Origin of the sequence: Chryseobacterium gossypii (assembly GCF_041361455.1) — a bacterium.
Taxonomy (GTDB): domain Bacteria; phylum Bacteroidota; class Bacteroidia; order Flavobacteriales; family Weeksellaceae; genus Chryseobacterium; species Chryseobacterium gossypii.
The window spans coordinates 115,324-132,134 of record NZ_JBGCUR010000005.1 but is presented as its reverse complement, the minus strand read 5'-3'; the positions used below and the strand labels follow the sequence as shown (position 1 = coordinate 132,134).

Genomic DNA, 16,811 nt, shown 5'->3' with positions numbered 1-16,811 from the left:
AAAAATGTAGCATAAAGAGTATATAAATTTTGTCTCAAAAATAGTTGCAAGTTCAGATATATCGTAGTCACGAATTAGCTCACCTAAAAGAGCGAAATTTCCTCAATTGGCAACTGAGAACTGAATGTGAATGAACTTCCAATTAATTTCTATTTGATACTATCAATGATTATATCATCATGAAACCTCTTTTTACTAATATATTAAAATCAAAGAAAAGGCTGTTTTTTTATGGTATAGCTGATAAAATAAACTTAAAATGCAAATTATGTTAAAATTATTTAAAATTAGTGTAAACTATATGGAATAAAATTTGTTGTTGGATTAAAAAGGCAGATAATAAACTAATTTTAAAACTAATAGGCATGAACAAACCTCTATTATCAAAAATTTTGATCATATTGGTACTTTTTACCATTCATCAAAGTTATGGGCAGGTTGGTATTAATACAACTGCTCCAAAAGCAACCTTGGATATCATAGGTGTTTCCACAGATACAACAATTCCGGATGGAGTGATCGCGCCCAGACTGACAGGCGATGAACTGAAGGCCAAAGATAATGCCTACGGCAGATCAAAAAGGAACTTTAGTATATGTGACAGAGCCGGTAAACGCACCCTCAACCCCCAAAACCGTTCATGTGACCCAATCCGGATACTATATGTTTGATGGTACGGTATGGGCTTATGGCTTTGGAAATTCTGCCGGAGGTGGAACTACCGGGAATACAAGCTTATCAGGAGTGCTTGTTCAGGTAAATCAAAGCGATTTCGTTACCCTTAATGGTAATCAATCATACGGTCTGTTATTACAAAATGCCGGTTTGACGATCTCTCCACAGTATGATCTGGGAACCTGGTCATCTACCACACAGGATGTAGGGGATGTCATTAGCTCTAATCTCGGAGATAATGGGGCAATGCTGATGGAAACAACTTCATCGGGGAAGCCTACCTTTTATAGGATAAGCTTTGAATACAGGCTCGGAAATACCCCGCCGACCCAGACCAGGTATTTCACTGTGGATATACTGGATAATGACAGTGGAGGACACATCTTCACGCAATCTATTGTGGTTCCCGGAGGGTTGAATACAGGACACGTGGCTCCGTTCAGTATGTTTTTTACGACCATTCCGGATGGAAATACCAACCATACAGGATATAAAATAGTATTTGGAGTAGATACGGCAGGCTCTCAGGGATTGCCTAATAACATAAGCGTAAAGGTAAATCAAATTCTGAAAATCGACTAAATAGGGATGGGATCCTAAATTGCTAATGGTACTGGGCAAAGATATTTGGAATGAAATATTGATACAAGCATACCTGAATCTTCTTCAGCTAGCTGATAAAAGGATGTTTGAACTTTAGTAATTTTGAATGATTCATAAGATCTGATGATAGATAATTGTGAAAGTCCTCTCTCCAAAGAGGGCTTTTTCTTACCCTTTTCTTAGCTGGATCCCTGCCAATAAAAAACCTCCGGAGTTCCGGAGGCAAAACACAAATGATGAAAAAAATCCAAGCATGGATTTAGGCGAAATATATTAATTATTACGATAATTAAGAAGCTTGGAAAAGATATATTCACTTATGTTCACTTAGCAACGTATAAGATACTCCGGTAGACAGAAGTATATTATACCAGGAATATCTTTTTCCATTTCCTGACAGAGTTTCTGCTCAGATTAAACTGCCTGGCTAATTGTGTGTTGTTGAGTTTATGTTTTTTTTGATATTCCAATATCTGTAAAATATCAGTTCTCTTATAAGATCTGTGTTTTTCATTGGCTGTGGTTCCAAATATCTTTTGATTGAGTTCAATGACATCTGTTGCCAGCAATTTCCTTTTGCTGAGCAGGAATTTGCATTCTTCCATTTTATGCGGATATTTTTTTTGCAGAATATCTAGATAAATTCTTCTGTAATCTGGTCCCGACCCGGGAATTTTTTCAGCCATGATCTCATTGTGTCAGTATAGTATCTGCCTTTCCCTCTTTATTAAATTCAATGTGCAATATCCAGCCTTTAGGGCGTAGCCATGTCTTGTTTACAATGTAGATCAGCATGTCTGCGGAAGATTGGGGATGATCCCCTTCTCCGAGGAAACAGATGATCTCCTCCCGGGTCTTACCTTAATCATAGCCAATTCATAAGGCATTATTCTTTTCTTTTGCTGTACTTGTCTATCCATTTATATAATGTTGATTTAGGAATTTTGTATTCTTTAATGATCTGGGGTCTCGTCTTCTCTCCGGATCTTACCTGCTCTAAAATGAAGTCTATGAGCTCCTTTGTATAGATATTTTTTCGGAACTGTGGCAGCTTTTTTGACCTTTCCTTCATTCTTACTGTAAGGCCGGCGCTTTTCTGTGGAGCAAACAAGATGAGGTGCTGACTATAGATCCTGAAAAAATCATATTCCAGCAATTTGCTCCATCTGAGTAAGACATCTGTCATCATATTCTCCTGCTGAAACATGCCCGTTATTTCATTTTCGGTACACCTGAAAAAATTACAGATGCGTGAAAACCCGATTCCGTTCTCGGAAACCTTCTGTTGGATTAAAGCTCCGATATGTATATTTTTAAACCCATTAAATTGAGTATTTGACTTATCTCGCATTATTTTAATTATTAAAATCCCATATGAGTATCTAAACCCTGACAGGAACTTCCCTATCAGGATTTTTTAAAATTTATATGGAATTTGTGTTTACATTGTTCACAGCAGCGAAGCCTTATACAAGATTTAAAGTTCGGACATCAATATCCTGACATTCTTTGGGCGACAATATTGATTATTCTTGTATTATCCGAATCATTAGAATTATTCTTATTATCAACTACTATAAAGATTGTCATACGGTACCATATGCCATCCACAACAAAATCGATGGTTTCTGTTTCGTTAGCAGCGGAGGATCCGGTCACAGCTGTACGGGGAGTTGTGGAACTGTTATCATTGTATCCCCAGTTACAATAGATACCATCATCCGTTGCTGCATAGCCACCTGGTGCAAGTAAAATATTTCCTCCCATGTAGTTGGTTACATTGGATACGGCTCCGAACCAGAGTTTAATATTTTCAGAGGTAGCATTATAAAGTCTTGGTTGATAAGGATAAGTTCCGGGTCCTGCATTGGAGCTTGCAGTAAACATGGCATCTATTCTTATTTTTCCCATGATAATGGCTCCGCCGGCAGGGCTATTGCTTAATAAGCCCGTATAAGATGCCGGTATTTCATAATGGAAAAACTGGAATTCCCCAGGCTGAAGCGTTTTTCCTGCCCCCACAACAATATTACAGCTCTGCCCGCCGATGTTGATCGGAAATGTGGTGGTTGCCGGGCTGGAAGCCAATGGGGTTCCGGAAACAGAATAAATAAGCTCTCCGCCACCCATGGCAAGATTTCCGCCTACAAGCGTTGCGGTAAGTCCGTTTATCGGCCCGATGGTCTGATCCGGAAAAACCCCTCCGTTTCCTCCTGAATAAGGAATGGTTAAATTTCCCTGATACGGGACACCCTGAGAATAAGTATTGGGTTCCAGGGATGCTCCTGTACAGGCAAGGCTGTTTATACTTCCAGGCTGTAAAGAACGGCCATCGAACTGCTTCCATTGGGTACCGTCCCAATACACATAACCTTTATAGGCAAATGTAGACTCTGTACCCAGGTTGTAAACCAGTAGCCCTGTTGCCGGAGAAGGAATTGTAGTAGCATCATCAAAAGAGGTGAGGGCCACTCTGGGACCTAAAAAACCCTTTTTGCTTCCGTTAGAGAGATTATTTACATTCAGTTCCAAAATGGCGGAAGCATCTGGTGTAGCGCCAATGCCGGTACTTCCATCGGAAGTTACAATAAAATCATCCTTTAGCTCGTCAGCCGACGGGATACCTGATGAAGAATTGTTTTTAGCTCCGTCGACATTGAAGATCCCCTGTGGATTTGTAGTATTGATCCCCACCTGGCCATACACTGTGCCTGTTACCAGGGCTAGCATTGCTATTGAAAAAAGATTCTTTTTCATTAAAATAATTAATTGTTATTGTTATTCCTGTTTAAATATTATTTCTGTTGTAAAGCGGGTATACATCGTCAGTTGACATGTACATCATGTCAGTTATGATTTGCCATCTTATCTTCATTCATGGGAATCTACGTCTGGCCGGCAGCAGAATATGTTATACCTGTTTTATTGGAAGCAAAATGGACGATTTAAGTTCCTAAAGCCTTAATATCGTTCTCATTCTGTCCGTACATCATTCGTGTAGTTAGAATCTTGAGGTCATAATCTTAGCGGAGGATCAAGGATGATGGATATTTAATGATCATATCCCGAAAAAAATTGTTTTTATCCATTATTATATTGTCTTAAATGTATCCTTGTTTAGGATGGGGCAAATTTCTAAAGATTTGTAAATAGATACCATACCTTAATCTTCTAAAGCATACTCAAATCTTCTAAAATATACTTAATACTTCTAAACGCTGTATGGAATGGCATTGAAACAGCTGCAGCTCAATTTTTTGAGGATATTTTAGCAATGCCCGAACGATAATTTGGATAATATTTATTGTTGTTCAGAAAAAAGTTGGCAAGAATGGCGCATGCGGTTACATATGATTCCGGAAGCTGATTCAGCTTTTTTTATAAAAATGAAAGCATGTATTTATTGCAACAGGCCGTGATGCCGAGCCGCAAAACCTGCTATTTTTGAATAGATGCCCCAAACAGAAAACAGCCCGGCTGTAATTAGACGGGACAATTCTGAACATGCTGCATCGGAACAGCATCTGTTAATACAAGGATTGATTGAAAAGAGTAGCCCAAAACTTGATCTGCTGTAAATATTTGATGAATCTACTGCCGGATCAAGCTTTGGCTGATACCTTCAGATGGGCTGTCAGTGTATATTCTCGTAAATTTTGGCAAGCTCTACAACATTGTTAACGCCGAGCTTTTTGAAAATTTTCTTTTTAAAGGTGCTGATTGTGGTTATCTGGATGTCCAGTATATTGGATATTTCCAAATTTCCGTTTCCATTCGCCAGGAGTTCAAAAATTTGAAACTCGCGGTCAGTAAGGCTCTGGACATTGCTTTTTTCTTTTTTATCACTGATGATCAGAGGAATAAGCTCCGAAGGATAATAGTATCCTGTTTCCAAAATAGTTTTCACGGCACGTTTCAGGTCCTCTTCATCACATTGCTTGTTCAGGTAGCCTTCCGCTCCCTTGCGGATGTATTGTATGGCAACATCCTGATCATAAGCCGAAAAAAATAAGATCCTGATATCGGACTGAATGTGTTTTAGCTCCTGGATCATTCTGGTATGGGTGCTTCCCGGCATATTGATGTCTAAAAGAATGAGCAGGTACGGGTTGGATTGCAGGCAAATTTTTACATCATCGTAGTTTGTTGCCGAATCTATTATGATGTCAGGGTATTCATCCTTTAAAACCGCTTTGGTACCCAGCCTCACCACAGTATGGTCATCGGCAATCAGAATCCTTCCTTTCATAATTATTTACAGTTTTTTTAAGGTTATGTTTATTTCAACTATTGTCCCTTTAGGGTTGTTTTTTCTGAATCCTATCTCAGCATTTATTTTTTTGATCAAATGGGTTACCATATGCAGGCCGAGGCCATAATTTTTAAACTGCACGGTGTCATCGTCATCCCGGATGTGGTAAAGGCTGTTATAATAAGCCATTTGCTCGTCAGACATCCCATAGCCTTCATCTTTCACTCTTATGGTGATTCTGTCCGGGCCTTTTTCGGCATACAGGAGAATTTTGCCGTTTTCAGAATATTTTACGGCATTATCAATCAGATTATGAATGATACAGGCCAATATGTTCCTGTTAATATTACACTTTATCTCGCCTTTGTTCTGAATGATGATATGATTATTTTTTGCCCTGGCGATCTCTCCGAAAAGCCTTTTTTTGGATTCAAGTATCTCATTCAGCAGAACCGGCTCTTCCGTATATATATCCTTGGTGGCGTATAAATCGTTATACTCTTTGAGGTGCAGTGTAAACTTGTAGAGTTCTTCCGATGTCTGATGGATGCCTTCAAAATATTCTTTCCGGATCTCTGCATCCTGCTCCTTACTTATTTTCTGAGCCAGTAAGGCTATAAATTTTACAGGGGTGGTAATATCATGATTGATGGCTTCTACAAACTTTTTATGATATTCAGATTCCTTCCGCATATGATCTTTTACGCTTTCGAGATGTTGCGACGTTTCTTTAAGTTCCACTTTGATGTCTGATACGGTTCTTTTAAGAAGCTTGTTCCGGTTCCGGATAAATTTCGTTGTCATGCGGATGATCAGGATTACTGTTACAAGCAAAAGTAAAAGCAAGGCTATTTTAAAAGCTTTTGTCTGATAAAAAAGCGGCTTGATTTCAAATGTGATCGTGTGGTATTTATAGCTGCCATAAGGAGATGTCAGTACCCTGATCTGTAACGTATAGTTTCCCGGGGCAAGAGCCCTTACCGTATATTTCCTTTGATTGGAAGATTCAACCTTCTCCCAGTTTTTGTCATGATTTTCCAGTCTGGCCTCAATTTTCAGGTTGGAAGCATCGGCATAATAGGGAAAATCAATAAAAATGTCTGCATAATCATAATCATTTTCAAGAATGATATGTCCGCGAAAAGGAATGGCGTTTCCTTTACCGATCTTCACTCTTTCGATAAAGATACTGTTTCTGTCCGGATAATGGGTTCGTATTTTTTTCGGATCAAAAAAAACAAATCCTTCCATGGACGGAAAAACAAACTCATTATCGGGAAGCAGGTATGCATTGGGTACAGACCCACCGTTAAATTCATTCGTCAGCAGTCCGTTATTTTTAGTGAAGCGGTAATAAAATACAGGTGTACTCTTGCTTTCAGCATACTGTAACAACTGTTGCTGAGGTATTTTGAAAAGGCCGTTGTTCGAGGATATCCAGTAATACCCGTAAGGATCATCAATAATATAATGTGCTGATTCTAAATGTTTCTGCTCATCCAGAGGCATTTTGATCAGTTTTTTATTTCTGAACAGGAAAAAGCCGTCCTTATTCGTTGTGACCCATATATTTCCGTCACCGGTTATTGATATGCTCTTTACATTGATTTTTTTTACAGGCGTGAGCTTATTTTCATTCAGAAGCGCCTTATACAGCCCGTGTGTACTACCAATCAGGATCTCATTATCATTATACCTGATAAAGGCATTGATGATACCCGGACAAGTGAAACTAAAATCTGCTTTTTTAAGATCACTGTTTTTGAATAAATATAAAGACGAATTGAGGAAATCCGTTTCCGAAATGCCATACAGCCCGGAGCTTTTGAAGATTCCGGTAACTTTTTTTTCGGGTACGTAAACCGTATCGGCTGTCTTGTACCGTGAAGACTTGTATCTTCTGAAAATAACGTTGTTACGTTGATACAGTATATTCTTATCTTCGTCGTATAATATGAAATATCTGTCATTGGCACCGAATCCATGCGCCTTAACCAGGCCATGCCTGTCATATTCATAGCCGTGGGGATCTATGATTGTATGGCTGGTGAACGGCAGTGAGGAATAGCTTACATCATCAACAATCGGAGACCGCTTCTGAGCTGTATGGAATTGAGTTAATTGTATGATGTTTAATCCTTTAATAGAGCTCCCTAGATAAAGCCTGCCGAACCCGGCATCATAGTAAAGGCATCCGAACCGGTAATTTTCAAAGTTTTTATACTGTGCCAGCAAGATGAGTCTAAGCCTGTTCTTGGTGCTGTCTACAAGATAGATCCGATCGTTATTGACAATAAAAACCTGCCCGCTTGACTGTTGCCAGTATACTTTTGAGGCGGGATCATTAAATATCGTGGGAGCTTTGTCTGTAGTTTTCTTTCCGCTGAAAATGCGATGGGTTTCCCTGTTGATGGGATCCATGATAAAAAGAGTTTCATTACAGATGAAAATACTGTAGATATCCGATTCGGACAAAGAAAAGAAGACTTTTTTCCCGGTCTGTTTATCAGTGTAAATGACCTGATGACGGTATATATAGTAATCTCCCGGTGCTGTTTTCACGAAATAACGGCGATCCGCCTCTAACTCAGTGATTGTCGTTGGCGTTAAGGTTTTGCCTGCCTGATAAAAAACTTTGCCGGAGTTATTCCCATATCTTTTTTTTATAACCTGCGGACTTCTTTTGGTGATCAGGATCTTGTTCTCTTCATAAGCATTGTAAACAATTATACTGTCATTCTGTATATCCCCGTAGAAGTTTGTGAAATGAAAATTATTGACAGGCAATTGGTTATAGGTCAGAAAGCCGGCTCCGTCATACCTTACAATGCCGTTGTCTGTAGAAAGCCATATAAAGCCGTATCTATCCTTTGTAATATCCTTAATGCTGTTCTGGGGAAGACCGTTATCCATGGAAAACCAGGATGTGGTGTACTGTCCCTGAATCCGAAAAATAATTAAAAAAAACATGAATAGCCACCCCCTCATACAAAATTTTTTTAAAGTTATTTTTTCTGATTTTTGCAAAGATATTCTAAAAAAGTATAGAATAGATTCTATGTGGTAGCAAAGAAAATCGCATGGCTTTTATTTCATACTATTGTGAGCAGGATATAAATTTGTATTAAGCTTAAAGCATTAGCAGATATTATAAGTAGCGGCAGTATATCCCGGTCTGATTTTAAATCCGAAAGAGAATAATACCCCTGTGGCATCCGGGCCGGCTGAGTTTTACAATGGGCTTATAAAACCCATTTCTGTTATTGCTGCCGGCTTGCCGGAAGAATGTTGATAAGTTCGTAGGCACTCATACAATCAGATAAGCAGGGCAGCTGCCTCAGACAATAAATTAATTATCAAAATAAATCCATAATGAAAATTAAATTACATTTTTATGCTGTTATGGTGTTAGGGATTACAATAAATGCACAGGTGGGAATAGGTACTACTACGCCTCATCCTTCGGCATTGCTGGACCTAAACACTTCAGATAAAGGATTGCTTTTGCCCCGGGTGGCACTGACCTCAACTACGGATATTGTAACCATTCCCAATCCTGCCAAAGGGCTTCTGGTGTATGCTACCCAGGATTCGGGGTCGGGCAGCAATGCCATACAGAAAGATACTCTGTATAAATTTGACGGTACACTGTGGAAAGCCATCACGACCCGGGAGAAGCTTATTACTAATGATATGCCGAAAATAGTTGCTGTCGGAAGAAAAACTACCGAAGAAGGATGTTCGGGGATTACCAATGGTGCATTTGCACTGAACCAGAGGAGCAACACTTCCATTATTTCTGCAACAGGAGCATTAACAGCCCCCCAAAGCGGATATTACATGTTCTCTGTGAGAATGAACCAGTTTATGGCCCCGACTGTTAACCAGGGCTTCAATGAAAGCCCTTACATACAGGCGGCCAACCTTGCCACATACGCCTTTTTATACAGAGGTTCGGGGTATACCAACCAGAGGGCTTCCATAATGGGAGTTGTATATCTGAATCAGGGGCAAACCACTTCAGGTTTCAGATGGTTTCTGGGTAATAACGCCTGTGGAACACAGGGCAGGATCCAGGGACAGGAAGTTACCTGGGAATATTTAGGCAATCCTTTATAAACTTAACCAATAATAACATGACAAATATGAAAAGAATACTTTTAACAGGATGTCTTTTTCTTTTCACAGGCGGCCTGAAAAGCCAGGTAGGTATCGGAATCACATCCCCGGCCCCATCCTCCGTTTTGGAGCTATCCTCCCAGGAGAAGGGCTTGCTGATTACCAGAGTACCACTATTATCCAGAACAGATGTTACAACAATAGCCAGCCCGGTCAAGGGAATGCTGACGTTGGCTTCCCAAAATTCCGGCTCCGGCGAAGATGCTGTATATGAAGGAAGGTTGTATAAATTTAACGGAAGTGCCTGGGATGAAATGGTGGAAGACGGGCAGATCGCCACAGGAAGCCTGTACCCCGAACTGGTGGCCATAGGAAGCAAGACAAGTACGAATACAACCTGTACGGGAGCTACCCTTGGGAATTTCCAGCTGAATAATCTGAAGAATATTAAAACGACGATCAGTGCCAATGGCTCAATAGTAGCCCATAAAACCGGCTATTATATCTGGAGTATCAGCCTCAGACAATATATGCTGAGATCGGCTTACAGCCCCTTTCTGCTTCCGGGAATGCTTAATTATTCCTTCCGGGATGGTACGGCAACAACAAGGGCATGGCAAACGACCGTATTTACAGGATCGGTTTATTTACAGCAGGGGCAAACCTCGGACGGCTTTCAATGGAATCTCGGGGGAACCTGTGCCGCTCAGGACCTGATAGGAGAACAGCTGGTAGTTTGGCAATATATAGGACAATAATAAAATAGATAAAAATGGAAAAAAAAATACTTTGTTTCATCATAAGCTTTGTAATGATCTCCATAGGAGGGCATGTAGGTATAGGTACATCCAGCCCTGATCCGTCTTCGATCCTGGAGCTTTCATCTGCCAATAAAGCGTTATTGCTTCCAAGGGTTTCCCTGACATCAACCCTGGATGCAACCACCATAGCTAACCCGGCTAAAGGATTGCTGGTACAGAACATTTCAGATTCCGGGACCGGAAATACCAGTGTATATAAAGACCTGCTTTATTTATATGACGGAACATCCTGGCAGGCACTGATGGATTATAAACTGGCTGCGGGTACCATTAACCTTCCGGTATTGTATTCCAGGGGAAGAAAGACGACAGTAACCACCTGCACGGGGCTTCAGGGACAGGATTTCAACCTGGATATCAAGGATAGCAACATGAACGCGAACGGAAGTATCACGGCAGACCGGGCAGGTTTTTACAAGTTCACAGCCCGTATCGTACAATACTTCCAGCTGGAATTCGGACCGGCTGTAACAACTCCTTCCGGGATATTCAGTTATAATTTCCGGGGTGCCTCAGGATATCAGGACAGGAACATAACGACCTCAGGAATGGTTTATTTGCAGCAGGGAGAAACCAGTCTTGGTTTTTCATGGTTCCTGGGTGGTGCCTATACCTGTAATTCTACCCACAGAATTAAGGAACAGGAAGTGATCTGGACCTATCTGGGAGAATTAAATTAGAACCCTTACCGCTGAGCTGTCAGAAATATCTGTACGCAATCAGGCAGTATGGTCAGAAGATAGATGGATTTCCTGTATTGTAAATAGCAGGCTGAACAGTAGGCGGGAGTTATATTTTATATGATTCTAGTAACACAGAGATGATTTTAAAACGTGGCTGAAAGGCTGCGTTTTTTTTATAAAGGCACAATGGATCAGCCGGATAAGTTGTGCTCAATAAGCAAAAAGTATGGCAGGTCTTACCGGAAGCCTGCCATAAAATAATTTATAACTGTTGATTATTTTAGCGCATAGCCGATATAGCCGCCATCAACCAACAATTCAGTTCCGGTAATAAAACTGGCATGGTCAGAAGCCAGGAACAACACGGTTTTTGCGATCTCATCAGCATTACCCATTCTCTGTAAAGCTGTCGTTGAGGCAAATTGCTTTTTTACCGCTTCATCAGGAACTGCTTTGTCAAACCCTTCTGTCTGAGTAGGGCCGGGGCTTACAATATTCACCCTTATTTTTCTTTCCGCCAGTTCATTGGCTGCCACCTGTGCGATTTTATTCAGAGCACCTTTGGTTGCGGAATACACGCTTGCATACATTTGAGAGGCCGTTGCAACGGTGGATGACGTAAACAGGACTGATGAACCTTCCGCCAGATGCGGCAATAATTTTTGCAATGTAAAATAATGGCCTTTGACATTGGTGTTGAATTGTGCATCAAAATCAGCTTCCGTTGTTTGCCCGATCGGTGTGAAAGTGGCTATTCCTGCGTTCAGGAAAAGAACATCTATTGGGCTCCCGCTATCCGCGATGGCACTTTCCAGTACCGCAATATCGGCCAGTTTTGAAGTATCTGAAACTACGGTCCGTAATTTCGGACTGTTGATAGTCTGGGCTGCCTTGCTCAGGTTTTCAGCATTTCTGCCTGTAATCCACACATTTGCCCCCTTTTCGATAAACGCTTTTGCGGTTGCCAGGCCAATGCCCGTAGTTCCGCCGGTAATTACTACATTCTTGTTTGTGAAATTCATTGTATTGGTATTTTTATTTTGACAATGCAAATGTAGAGCAGATAAATTTATTTTAGTAACTTTGTAACCAAAAGTAACAGTAACATTTGGGTAACAAAGTAACTTATGGAGGAAATCAAATGCATGGATAATGATGCCAATAAGAAACGAATCATGGCGGTTCATGATGCAATGGACGTCTTGAACGGCAAATGGAAAATTTCCATTATTTCATCGGTCTGCTATTACAATAAACGGCGTTTTTCCGATATTTTGAATGATGTGAAAGGCATTTCCAATAAAATGCTGAGTAAGGAGCTGAAAGATCTGGAAATGAACAGATTGATCAGGCGGACCGTTTTGGATACCCAGCCGGTAACAGTTTTGTATCAGCTTACGGAATATGGTAAAACACTTCAGACCATCATCGACAATCTCGCAGATTGGGGAACAGAGCACCGGAAAGTGATTATCGGCAAATAACAGCAGTTTGTTGCCATTGGAAGCTGCCGGCCGTCAGGTAGTTGTTGTTTTTAGGTTATGACGAAACCGGAGCAAGTTTGACCAGATTATATCACTTAATGGCTGTTATACGCTTATAGCCTTGCTTTCTGCAAAGGAAATTTGTTATAAATTTATAATTCACTTAATTGTGATTTAAAAATATTTTGTAAACTTGTATTGATTCAATCACAAATAATAATTATAAAATTTATTACGATGAAAAAATTGAAAAGACTTTCAAGAAAAGCTTTGAGAACAGTAGCAGGAGGCGGGCCGTTTCAGCCAGGCACAGACACAGGCTGCTCTTACAAATGTTGCTCAAATGTAAATCCGCAGATATGCAGTGCCACCGTGACAGTTCCTGTAGAAGAATCAGGATCAGTTTCCTGTGCTGAGGGCTCTCACTTAGTTGCAGTTGATTAATTCAAATGAACGAATGAATACGGCTGATCATTACATTGGTCGTATTCTTTAATTTTACATCATGAAAAAACTAATTTTACTTATCCTCCTTACTCAAATACTTACGGCTCAAAATAAACGGTTTATTTATGAGTATAAGTTTCTCCCGGATTCAGCAAATAAGCAAAATGTTATTAAAGAGCTTATGTTCTTAGATGTTTTCAATAAAAAGTCCTTGTTTTATAGCTCTAAAACCTATGCTGAAGATTCTACGTCAATTGCAGAGGCGAAAAAGGGGAGGTTTTATATACCGAATATAGATATTTTATACCGCATTGAAAAAAAAGATGATAAAACGTTCTTTTTAACAAGGGGTTACGGTCTGGATAGAATAAGAATTGAAGATGAGCGGCAATTCGTTTGGGAGATTCAATCTGATAAAGAAAAGATCGGAGAATATCATGTACAAAAGGCCGAAACGGATTTTGCAGGCAGGAAATGGATAGCCTGGTTTACCACAGATATTCCGATTCAAGACGGACCATATAAATTTCATGGTCTTCCCGGCCTCATTATAAAGATTGAAGATACCGGCAAAAACCACTCCTATGAGTTGGTAGGCATAAAGAACATAAAAGGTGAAACCGCATACCCTGAACTAAATTCTAAAGCTAAGGAGACCGTATTAAATCGGCAGAAGTTTAAGGAAGTGTTCAGGGAATACAGAAGAGATCCTGCGAGCAGTACAAAACAGCTTTATATTCAGGGTAAAATACCCGATCAGACGGACAGCAGCGGAAATTTCCGGACCGGCGCCGAAATCGTGCGGGAAGTTGACCAATTAGCAAAAGAAAGGGTAAAGAAAGACAATAATATTATAGAGTTAGACCTTTTGCATTAAAAGCTGATTTTAACCCGGTATTCAGCTTTTAGAAAAGAAAGACAGTTTTTCATTGATCAGTTTTAATTATTATTTGTACAAAGAAAATGTGTTGAATATTACAGATTCCCGTAACGGTGAATAAAAAGTATTTTGTAAACTTGTATGATTAAATCAAAAAAAATTAATAACTAAATTTAAAACAATAATGAAAAAACTAATTTTATAGTAACCATTAGAGTTGCCGGGCTTGTTAGTGCAATCTAGGCTAAAATCAATCCTTAAATCCTGAAATGTCAAGTTTTATGAATAAATTTCTGTTAGTATTTTATATACTCTTTTCTGAAAGCATTTTTGCACAAAAACAAATTCATATTCAATACCTCAATGTAAGATCACCGATTGCAAACGTTTACGAAGACCTTTATACTGATGGCGAAAGAGTTATTTCTAAGCAAGACGGTAACATAATATGGACTAATCCTAGTTATGAAACCAGAAAAAAGGGTTATGACATTTATTTTATCTCAAACATTTCTCAATCTTCAAGGATTTTTTTTATACCTCACACTTAGACAATGACGGAGATTTCTTCGTGTACGATAAGGTTCCTCAGATCGATTGGAAAATAGATGGAGAAACTACAAAAAAAATACTCGGTTACGAATGTACAAAAGCTAAGGCAATTTTCCGGGGTTCACCTATAACAGCTTATTTCGCTAAAGAAATACCATATTCAGTCGGCCCGTTTAAGTTTTATGGTTTGCCAGGTGCAATTCTTGATGTCAGAGTAGATGGTAAAGATTATGACTTATGGAAAGCAATAAAGGTTGACCTTAATGATACTTCAAAAGTAGATTATACTCCTGAATTTCCAAGTTATACAAAAGCCCAAATGCATGATTACGTAAAATTAAAAGATGCTGCTACTAACTTTTTACAAAATGCTAAGGTTAATGGTAGCACGGGAAAAATTGTTACCGTACGTACGGGGGTTGAAAGAGTTTTTGAATGGGAGTCATCTAAATAGTAATAATCTTTGCCTCGTGTCTTTCGTATTTATAATAATTTTAATCCGAAAACGTAAATACATCTTTTTAATACGACATGACTTGTCGCTTATACGGTTTAAATTTGACGTTGATAAAGCTAAATACAGTTAATCGAAATTATGAAAACACCTGTACGAGTAGGCTAAATACAGCGATTATCAAAATGTGGAAAAATATGGATATAAAATTCCATATTTTATTTACCCTGCTCGCAAAATAAAAGCCAAAGAAAATTTGATAATATCTTTTAGAGAATTAATTTTATAACATTAAACATGAAAAAAAGTCTTATTTCGAGATTGCTTTTTTTAGCAACTCTTCTCGTCATCCTGTATTCTTGCAGGAATGATCTGCTTCCTGATCAGCAAGAGACCCACAATAACAGCAGTCAATTTAAACTTACTTCAAAAAGAGTATCACTCAATCAAAGTAAGCACAAAATAAAATTAACAGCAGAACTGCAACAAGCAGAGAATTTGTTAAAGAAATTGAATGTTTCTTTTAATGGTAAAACAGTCAATTATGATAATTTTGTTTTAGATACAAATGATATTGTTTACATGGAGAATGGCCCTAATTATCATACCTATACTTTCAGAATTATAAGGGATAGTGCACCTGAAAATGCACCTATTGAAAATTTGGTTTTTACTCCCTTGACTGATGGTACATATAGAAAATTACTTATTTCTTATAATCTTAGTCCACAAGAAAAGAAAATGCTGCTTTACGGAGGTCATGTAAATACTAAAGGGAAAACTACGGTAACACCACTTGGTATAGGAGCCATAAATGATATTCTAGGAAAAACTTCGCAAAGTTGCGGTTATGTGACAGCAGATGCCTATACTTGGTGTAGTGAGGGGGTTCACCATAATGGTGAGCAAGGGTCTTGCACAGCTGATGTAAAATCACAGTTAATCACTGTTTTTTTATATGTATGTACCAGCTATGATGATGGAAGTGGGGGTGGCGGTGGATCTGGCCCGGGTGGCGGATATGGTCCCGGAGGTGATGGCTCGGGTGGAGATGGTACCTGGGATGGTGATTGGATTTGTCCTGATCCACAAATACCAACTGGACCACAAAGCCCCAATACTGATATTGGAGACGGAAGTTGTTATGGTATTCCTACCAATCCCAATGTGGGAACTCCACCAACACCATGTGAGAAATTAAGCCCATTGTTAGATCCTACAAAAGCAAACTTAAAACCATTAATTGTAAATGGAATGTATTCCTATATTAATAGTAGTATAGGAGAAGCAGGGATTTTTCTAAAAAGAGATTCTGGAGGTCATATAACAACCCAAATAGCAGCTCCAACTGGAGATAATACACTTAAAGTAAAGGTTAATGATAATTATTTTAGTGCAGTACATACACACCCTAAAACTACTTACCCTATGTTTTCATATGATGATATTTTGAGTTTATATAGTTTAGAAATATATGGAGCTGTACATAATACTGGACAATCTTCTTTTATTTTGGTCTGTGAAGATGACTTCGGAGTTAAGCAAACTTATGCACTTGTTTTTGAGAATACGGGAAAAATGGTAGAGGAAATCTGGAACAGCCCTGAAAATATTGGATGTAGTATAGAGGAATTGAAAAAAGTGATGGAGGATAAATACATAGAATTTTACGAAGGGGAAGAAGAAGGGGCAAAAAATTATGAACGTGCATTTTTAAGGCTTAACTTTGGTACTAATATTGGTTTATACAAAGCTAATGAAGATTTAACAGGATGGAGTAAATTATCAATAGATTCTGATTCTCCCAATGCAATTGTAAAACCAGCTAACTGTAATTAAAA

16 protein-coding genes are annotated in these 16,811 nt (G+C 39.0%); 10 read left to right on the top strand and 6 right to left on the bottom strand.

Annotated features, from left to right (window positions below; translation table 11 throughout):
- The first annotated feature begins 365 nt into the window (after positions 1-365).
- Both ABMQ40_RS05230 and ABMQ40_RS05225 read left to right on the top strand, forming a co-directional pair.
- On the top strand, positions 366-671 hold the full coding sequence (locus ABMQ40_RS05230) for a hypothetical protein (RefSeq protein WP_370897253.1): 306 nt from the start codon (positions 366-368) through the stop codon (positions 669-671).
- Positions 643-1,257, top strand: a complete 615-nt coding sequence (locus tag ABMQ40_RS05225; protein WP_370897251.1) for a hypothetical protein — start codon at positions 643-645, stop codon at positions 1,255-1,257. The genes ABMQ40_RS05230 and ABMQ40_RS05225 overlap by 29 nt, the downstream gene beginning before the upstream one ends.
- A 386-nt stretch (positions 1,258-1,643) precedes the next feature.
- Here the strand turns inward: ABMQ40_RS05225 and ABMQ40_RS05220 are convergent, their stop codons facing one another.
- From ABMQ40_RS05220 to ABMQ40_RS05200, 5 genes are all read right to left on the bottom strand, one after another.
- A complete protein-coding gene (locus ABMQ40_RS05220) occupies positions 1,644-1,883 on the bottom strand; it encodes a helix-turn-helix domain-containing protein (protein WP_370897249.1) in 240 nt (79 codons plus the stop codon).
- Positions 1,884-2,164: 281 nt separating this feature from the next.
- Entirely contained in the window at positions 2,165-2,629 is a 465-nt protein-coding gene (locus ABMQ40_RS05215; RefSeq protein ID WP_370897247.1) for a transposase, read from the bottom strand.
- A gap of 140 nt (positions 2,630-2,769) precedes the next feature.
- Positions 2,770-4,035 carry a phage tail-like protein gene (locus ABMQ40_RS05210; protein ID WP_370897245.1) on the bottom strand — a complete coding sequence of 422 codons (1,266 nt, stop codon included), beginning with the start codon at positions 4,033-4,035 and terminating at the stop codon, positions 2,770-2,772.
- A gap of 877 nt (positions 4,036-4,912) precedes the next feature.
- Positions 4,913-5,527 carry a response regulator gene (locus ABMQ40_RS05205; RefSeq protein ID WP_370897243.1) on the bottom strand — a complete coding sequence of 205 codons (615 nt, stop codon included), beginning with the start codon at positions 5,525-5,527 and terminating at the stop codon, positions 4,913-4,915.
- Between the two features lie 6 nt (positions 5,528-5,533).
- Complete coding sequence (locus ABMQ40_RS05200; RefSeq protein WP_370897241.1) at positions 5,534-8,518, bottom strand: sensor histidine kinase; 2,985 nt, start codon at positions 8,516-8,518, stop codon at positions 5,534-5,536.
- 384 nt (positions 8,519-8,902) lie between these two features.
- Here ABMQ40_RS05200 and ABMQ40_RS05195 point away from each other — a divergent pair, with 384 nt between their 5' ends.
- Genes ABMQ40_RS05195 through ABMQ40_RS05185 form a run of 3 tightly spaced genes read left to right on the top strand, consistent with a single transcriptional unit; the run spans position 8,903 to position 11,150 of the window.
- Positions 8,903-9,649 carry a phage tail-like protein gene (locus tag ABMQ40_RS05195; protein WP_370897239.1) on the top strand — a complete coding sequence of 249 codons (747 nt, stop codon included), beginning with the start codon at positions 8,903-8,905 and terminating at the stop codon, positions 9,647-9,649.
- Positions 9,650-9,675: 26 nt separating this feature from the next.
- Positions 9,676-10,407, top strand: a complete 732-nt coding sequence (locus tag ABMQ40_RS05190) for a phage tail-like protein (protein WP_370897237.1) — start codon at positions 9,676-9,678, stop codon at positions 10,405-10,407.
- Between the two features lie 14 nt (positions 10,408-10,421).
- Positions 10,422-11,150, top strand: a complete 729-nt coding sequence (locus ABMQ40_RS05185) for a phage tail-like protein (protein ID WP_370897235.1) — start codon at positions 10,422-10,424, stop codon at positions 11,148-11,150.
- A 278-nt stretch (positions 11,151-11,428) separates the two neighbouring features.
- Here the strand turns inward: ABMQ40_RS05185 and ABMQ40_RS05180 are convergent, their stop codons facing one another.
- A complete protein-coding gene (locus ABMQ40_RS05180; RefSeq protein WP_370897233.1) occupies positions 11,429-12,175 on the bottom strand; it encodes an SDR family oxidoreductase in 747 nt (248 codons plus the stop codon).
- A gap of 105 nt (positions 12,176-12,280) precedes the next feature.
- Here ABMQ40_RS05180 and ABMQ40_RS05175 point away from each other — a divergent pair, with 105 nt between their 5' ends.
- The 5 genes from ABMQ40_RS05175 to ABMQ40_RS05160 all read left to right on the top strand — a co-directional run bounded on the left by ABMQ40_RS05175 (position 12,281) and on the right by ABMQ40_RS05160 (position 16,809).
- Complete coding sequence (locus ABMQ40_RS05175) at positions 12,281-12,637, top strand: winged helix-turn-helix transcriptional regulator (RefSeq protein ID WP_370897231.1); 357 nt, start codon at positions 12,281-12,283, stop codon at positions 12,635-12,637.
- 237 nt (positions 12,638-12,874) lie between these two features.
- Positions 12,875-13,081, top strand: coding sequence for a bacteriocin-like protein (locus ABMQ40_RS16720; RefSeq protein WP_442340152.1), 207 nt, complete (start codon positions 12,875-12,877; stop codon positions 13,079-13,081).
- A gap of 61 nt (positions 13,082-13,142) precedes the next feature.
- A complete protein-coding gene (locus ABMQ40_RS05170; RefSeq protein ID WP_370897229.1) occupies positions 13,143-13,961 on the top strand; it encodes a GLPGLI family protein in 819 nt (272 codons plus the stop codon).
- Between the two features lie 574 nt (positions 13,962-14,535).
- A complete protein-coding gene (locus ABMQ40_RS05165; RefSeq protein ID WP_370897227.1) occupies positions 14,536-14,970 on the top strand; it encodes a GLPGLI family protein in 435 nt (144 codons plus the stop codon).
- Between the two features lie 297 nt (positions 14,971-15,267).
- The gene (locus ABMQ40_RS05160) at positions 15,268-16,809 is read left to right on the top strand and encodes a hypothetical protein (protein WP_370897225.1); all 1,542 of its coding nucleotides are present in this window, start codon (positions 15,268-15,270) and stop codon (positions 16,807-16,809) included.
- Positions 16,810-16,811 lie beyond the last annotated feature (2 nt).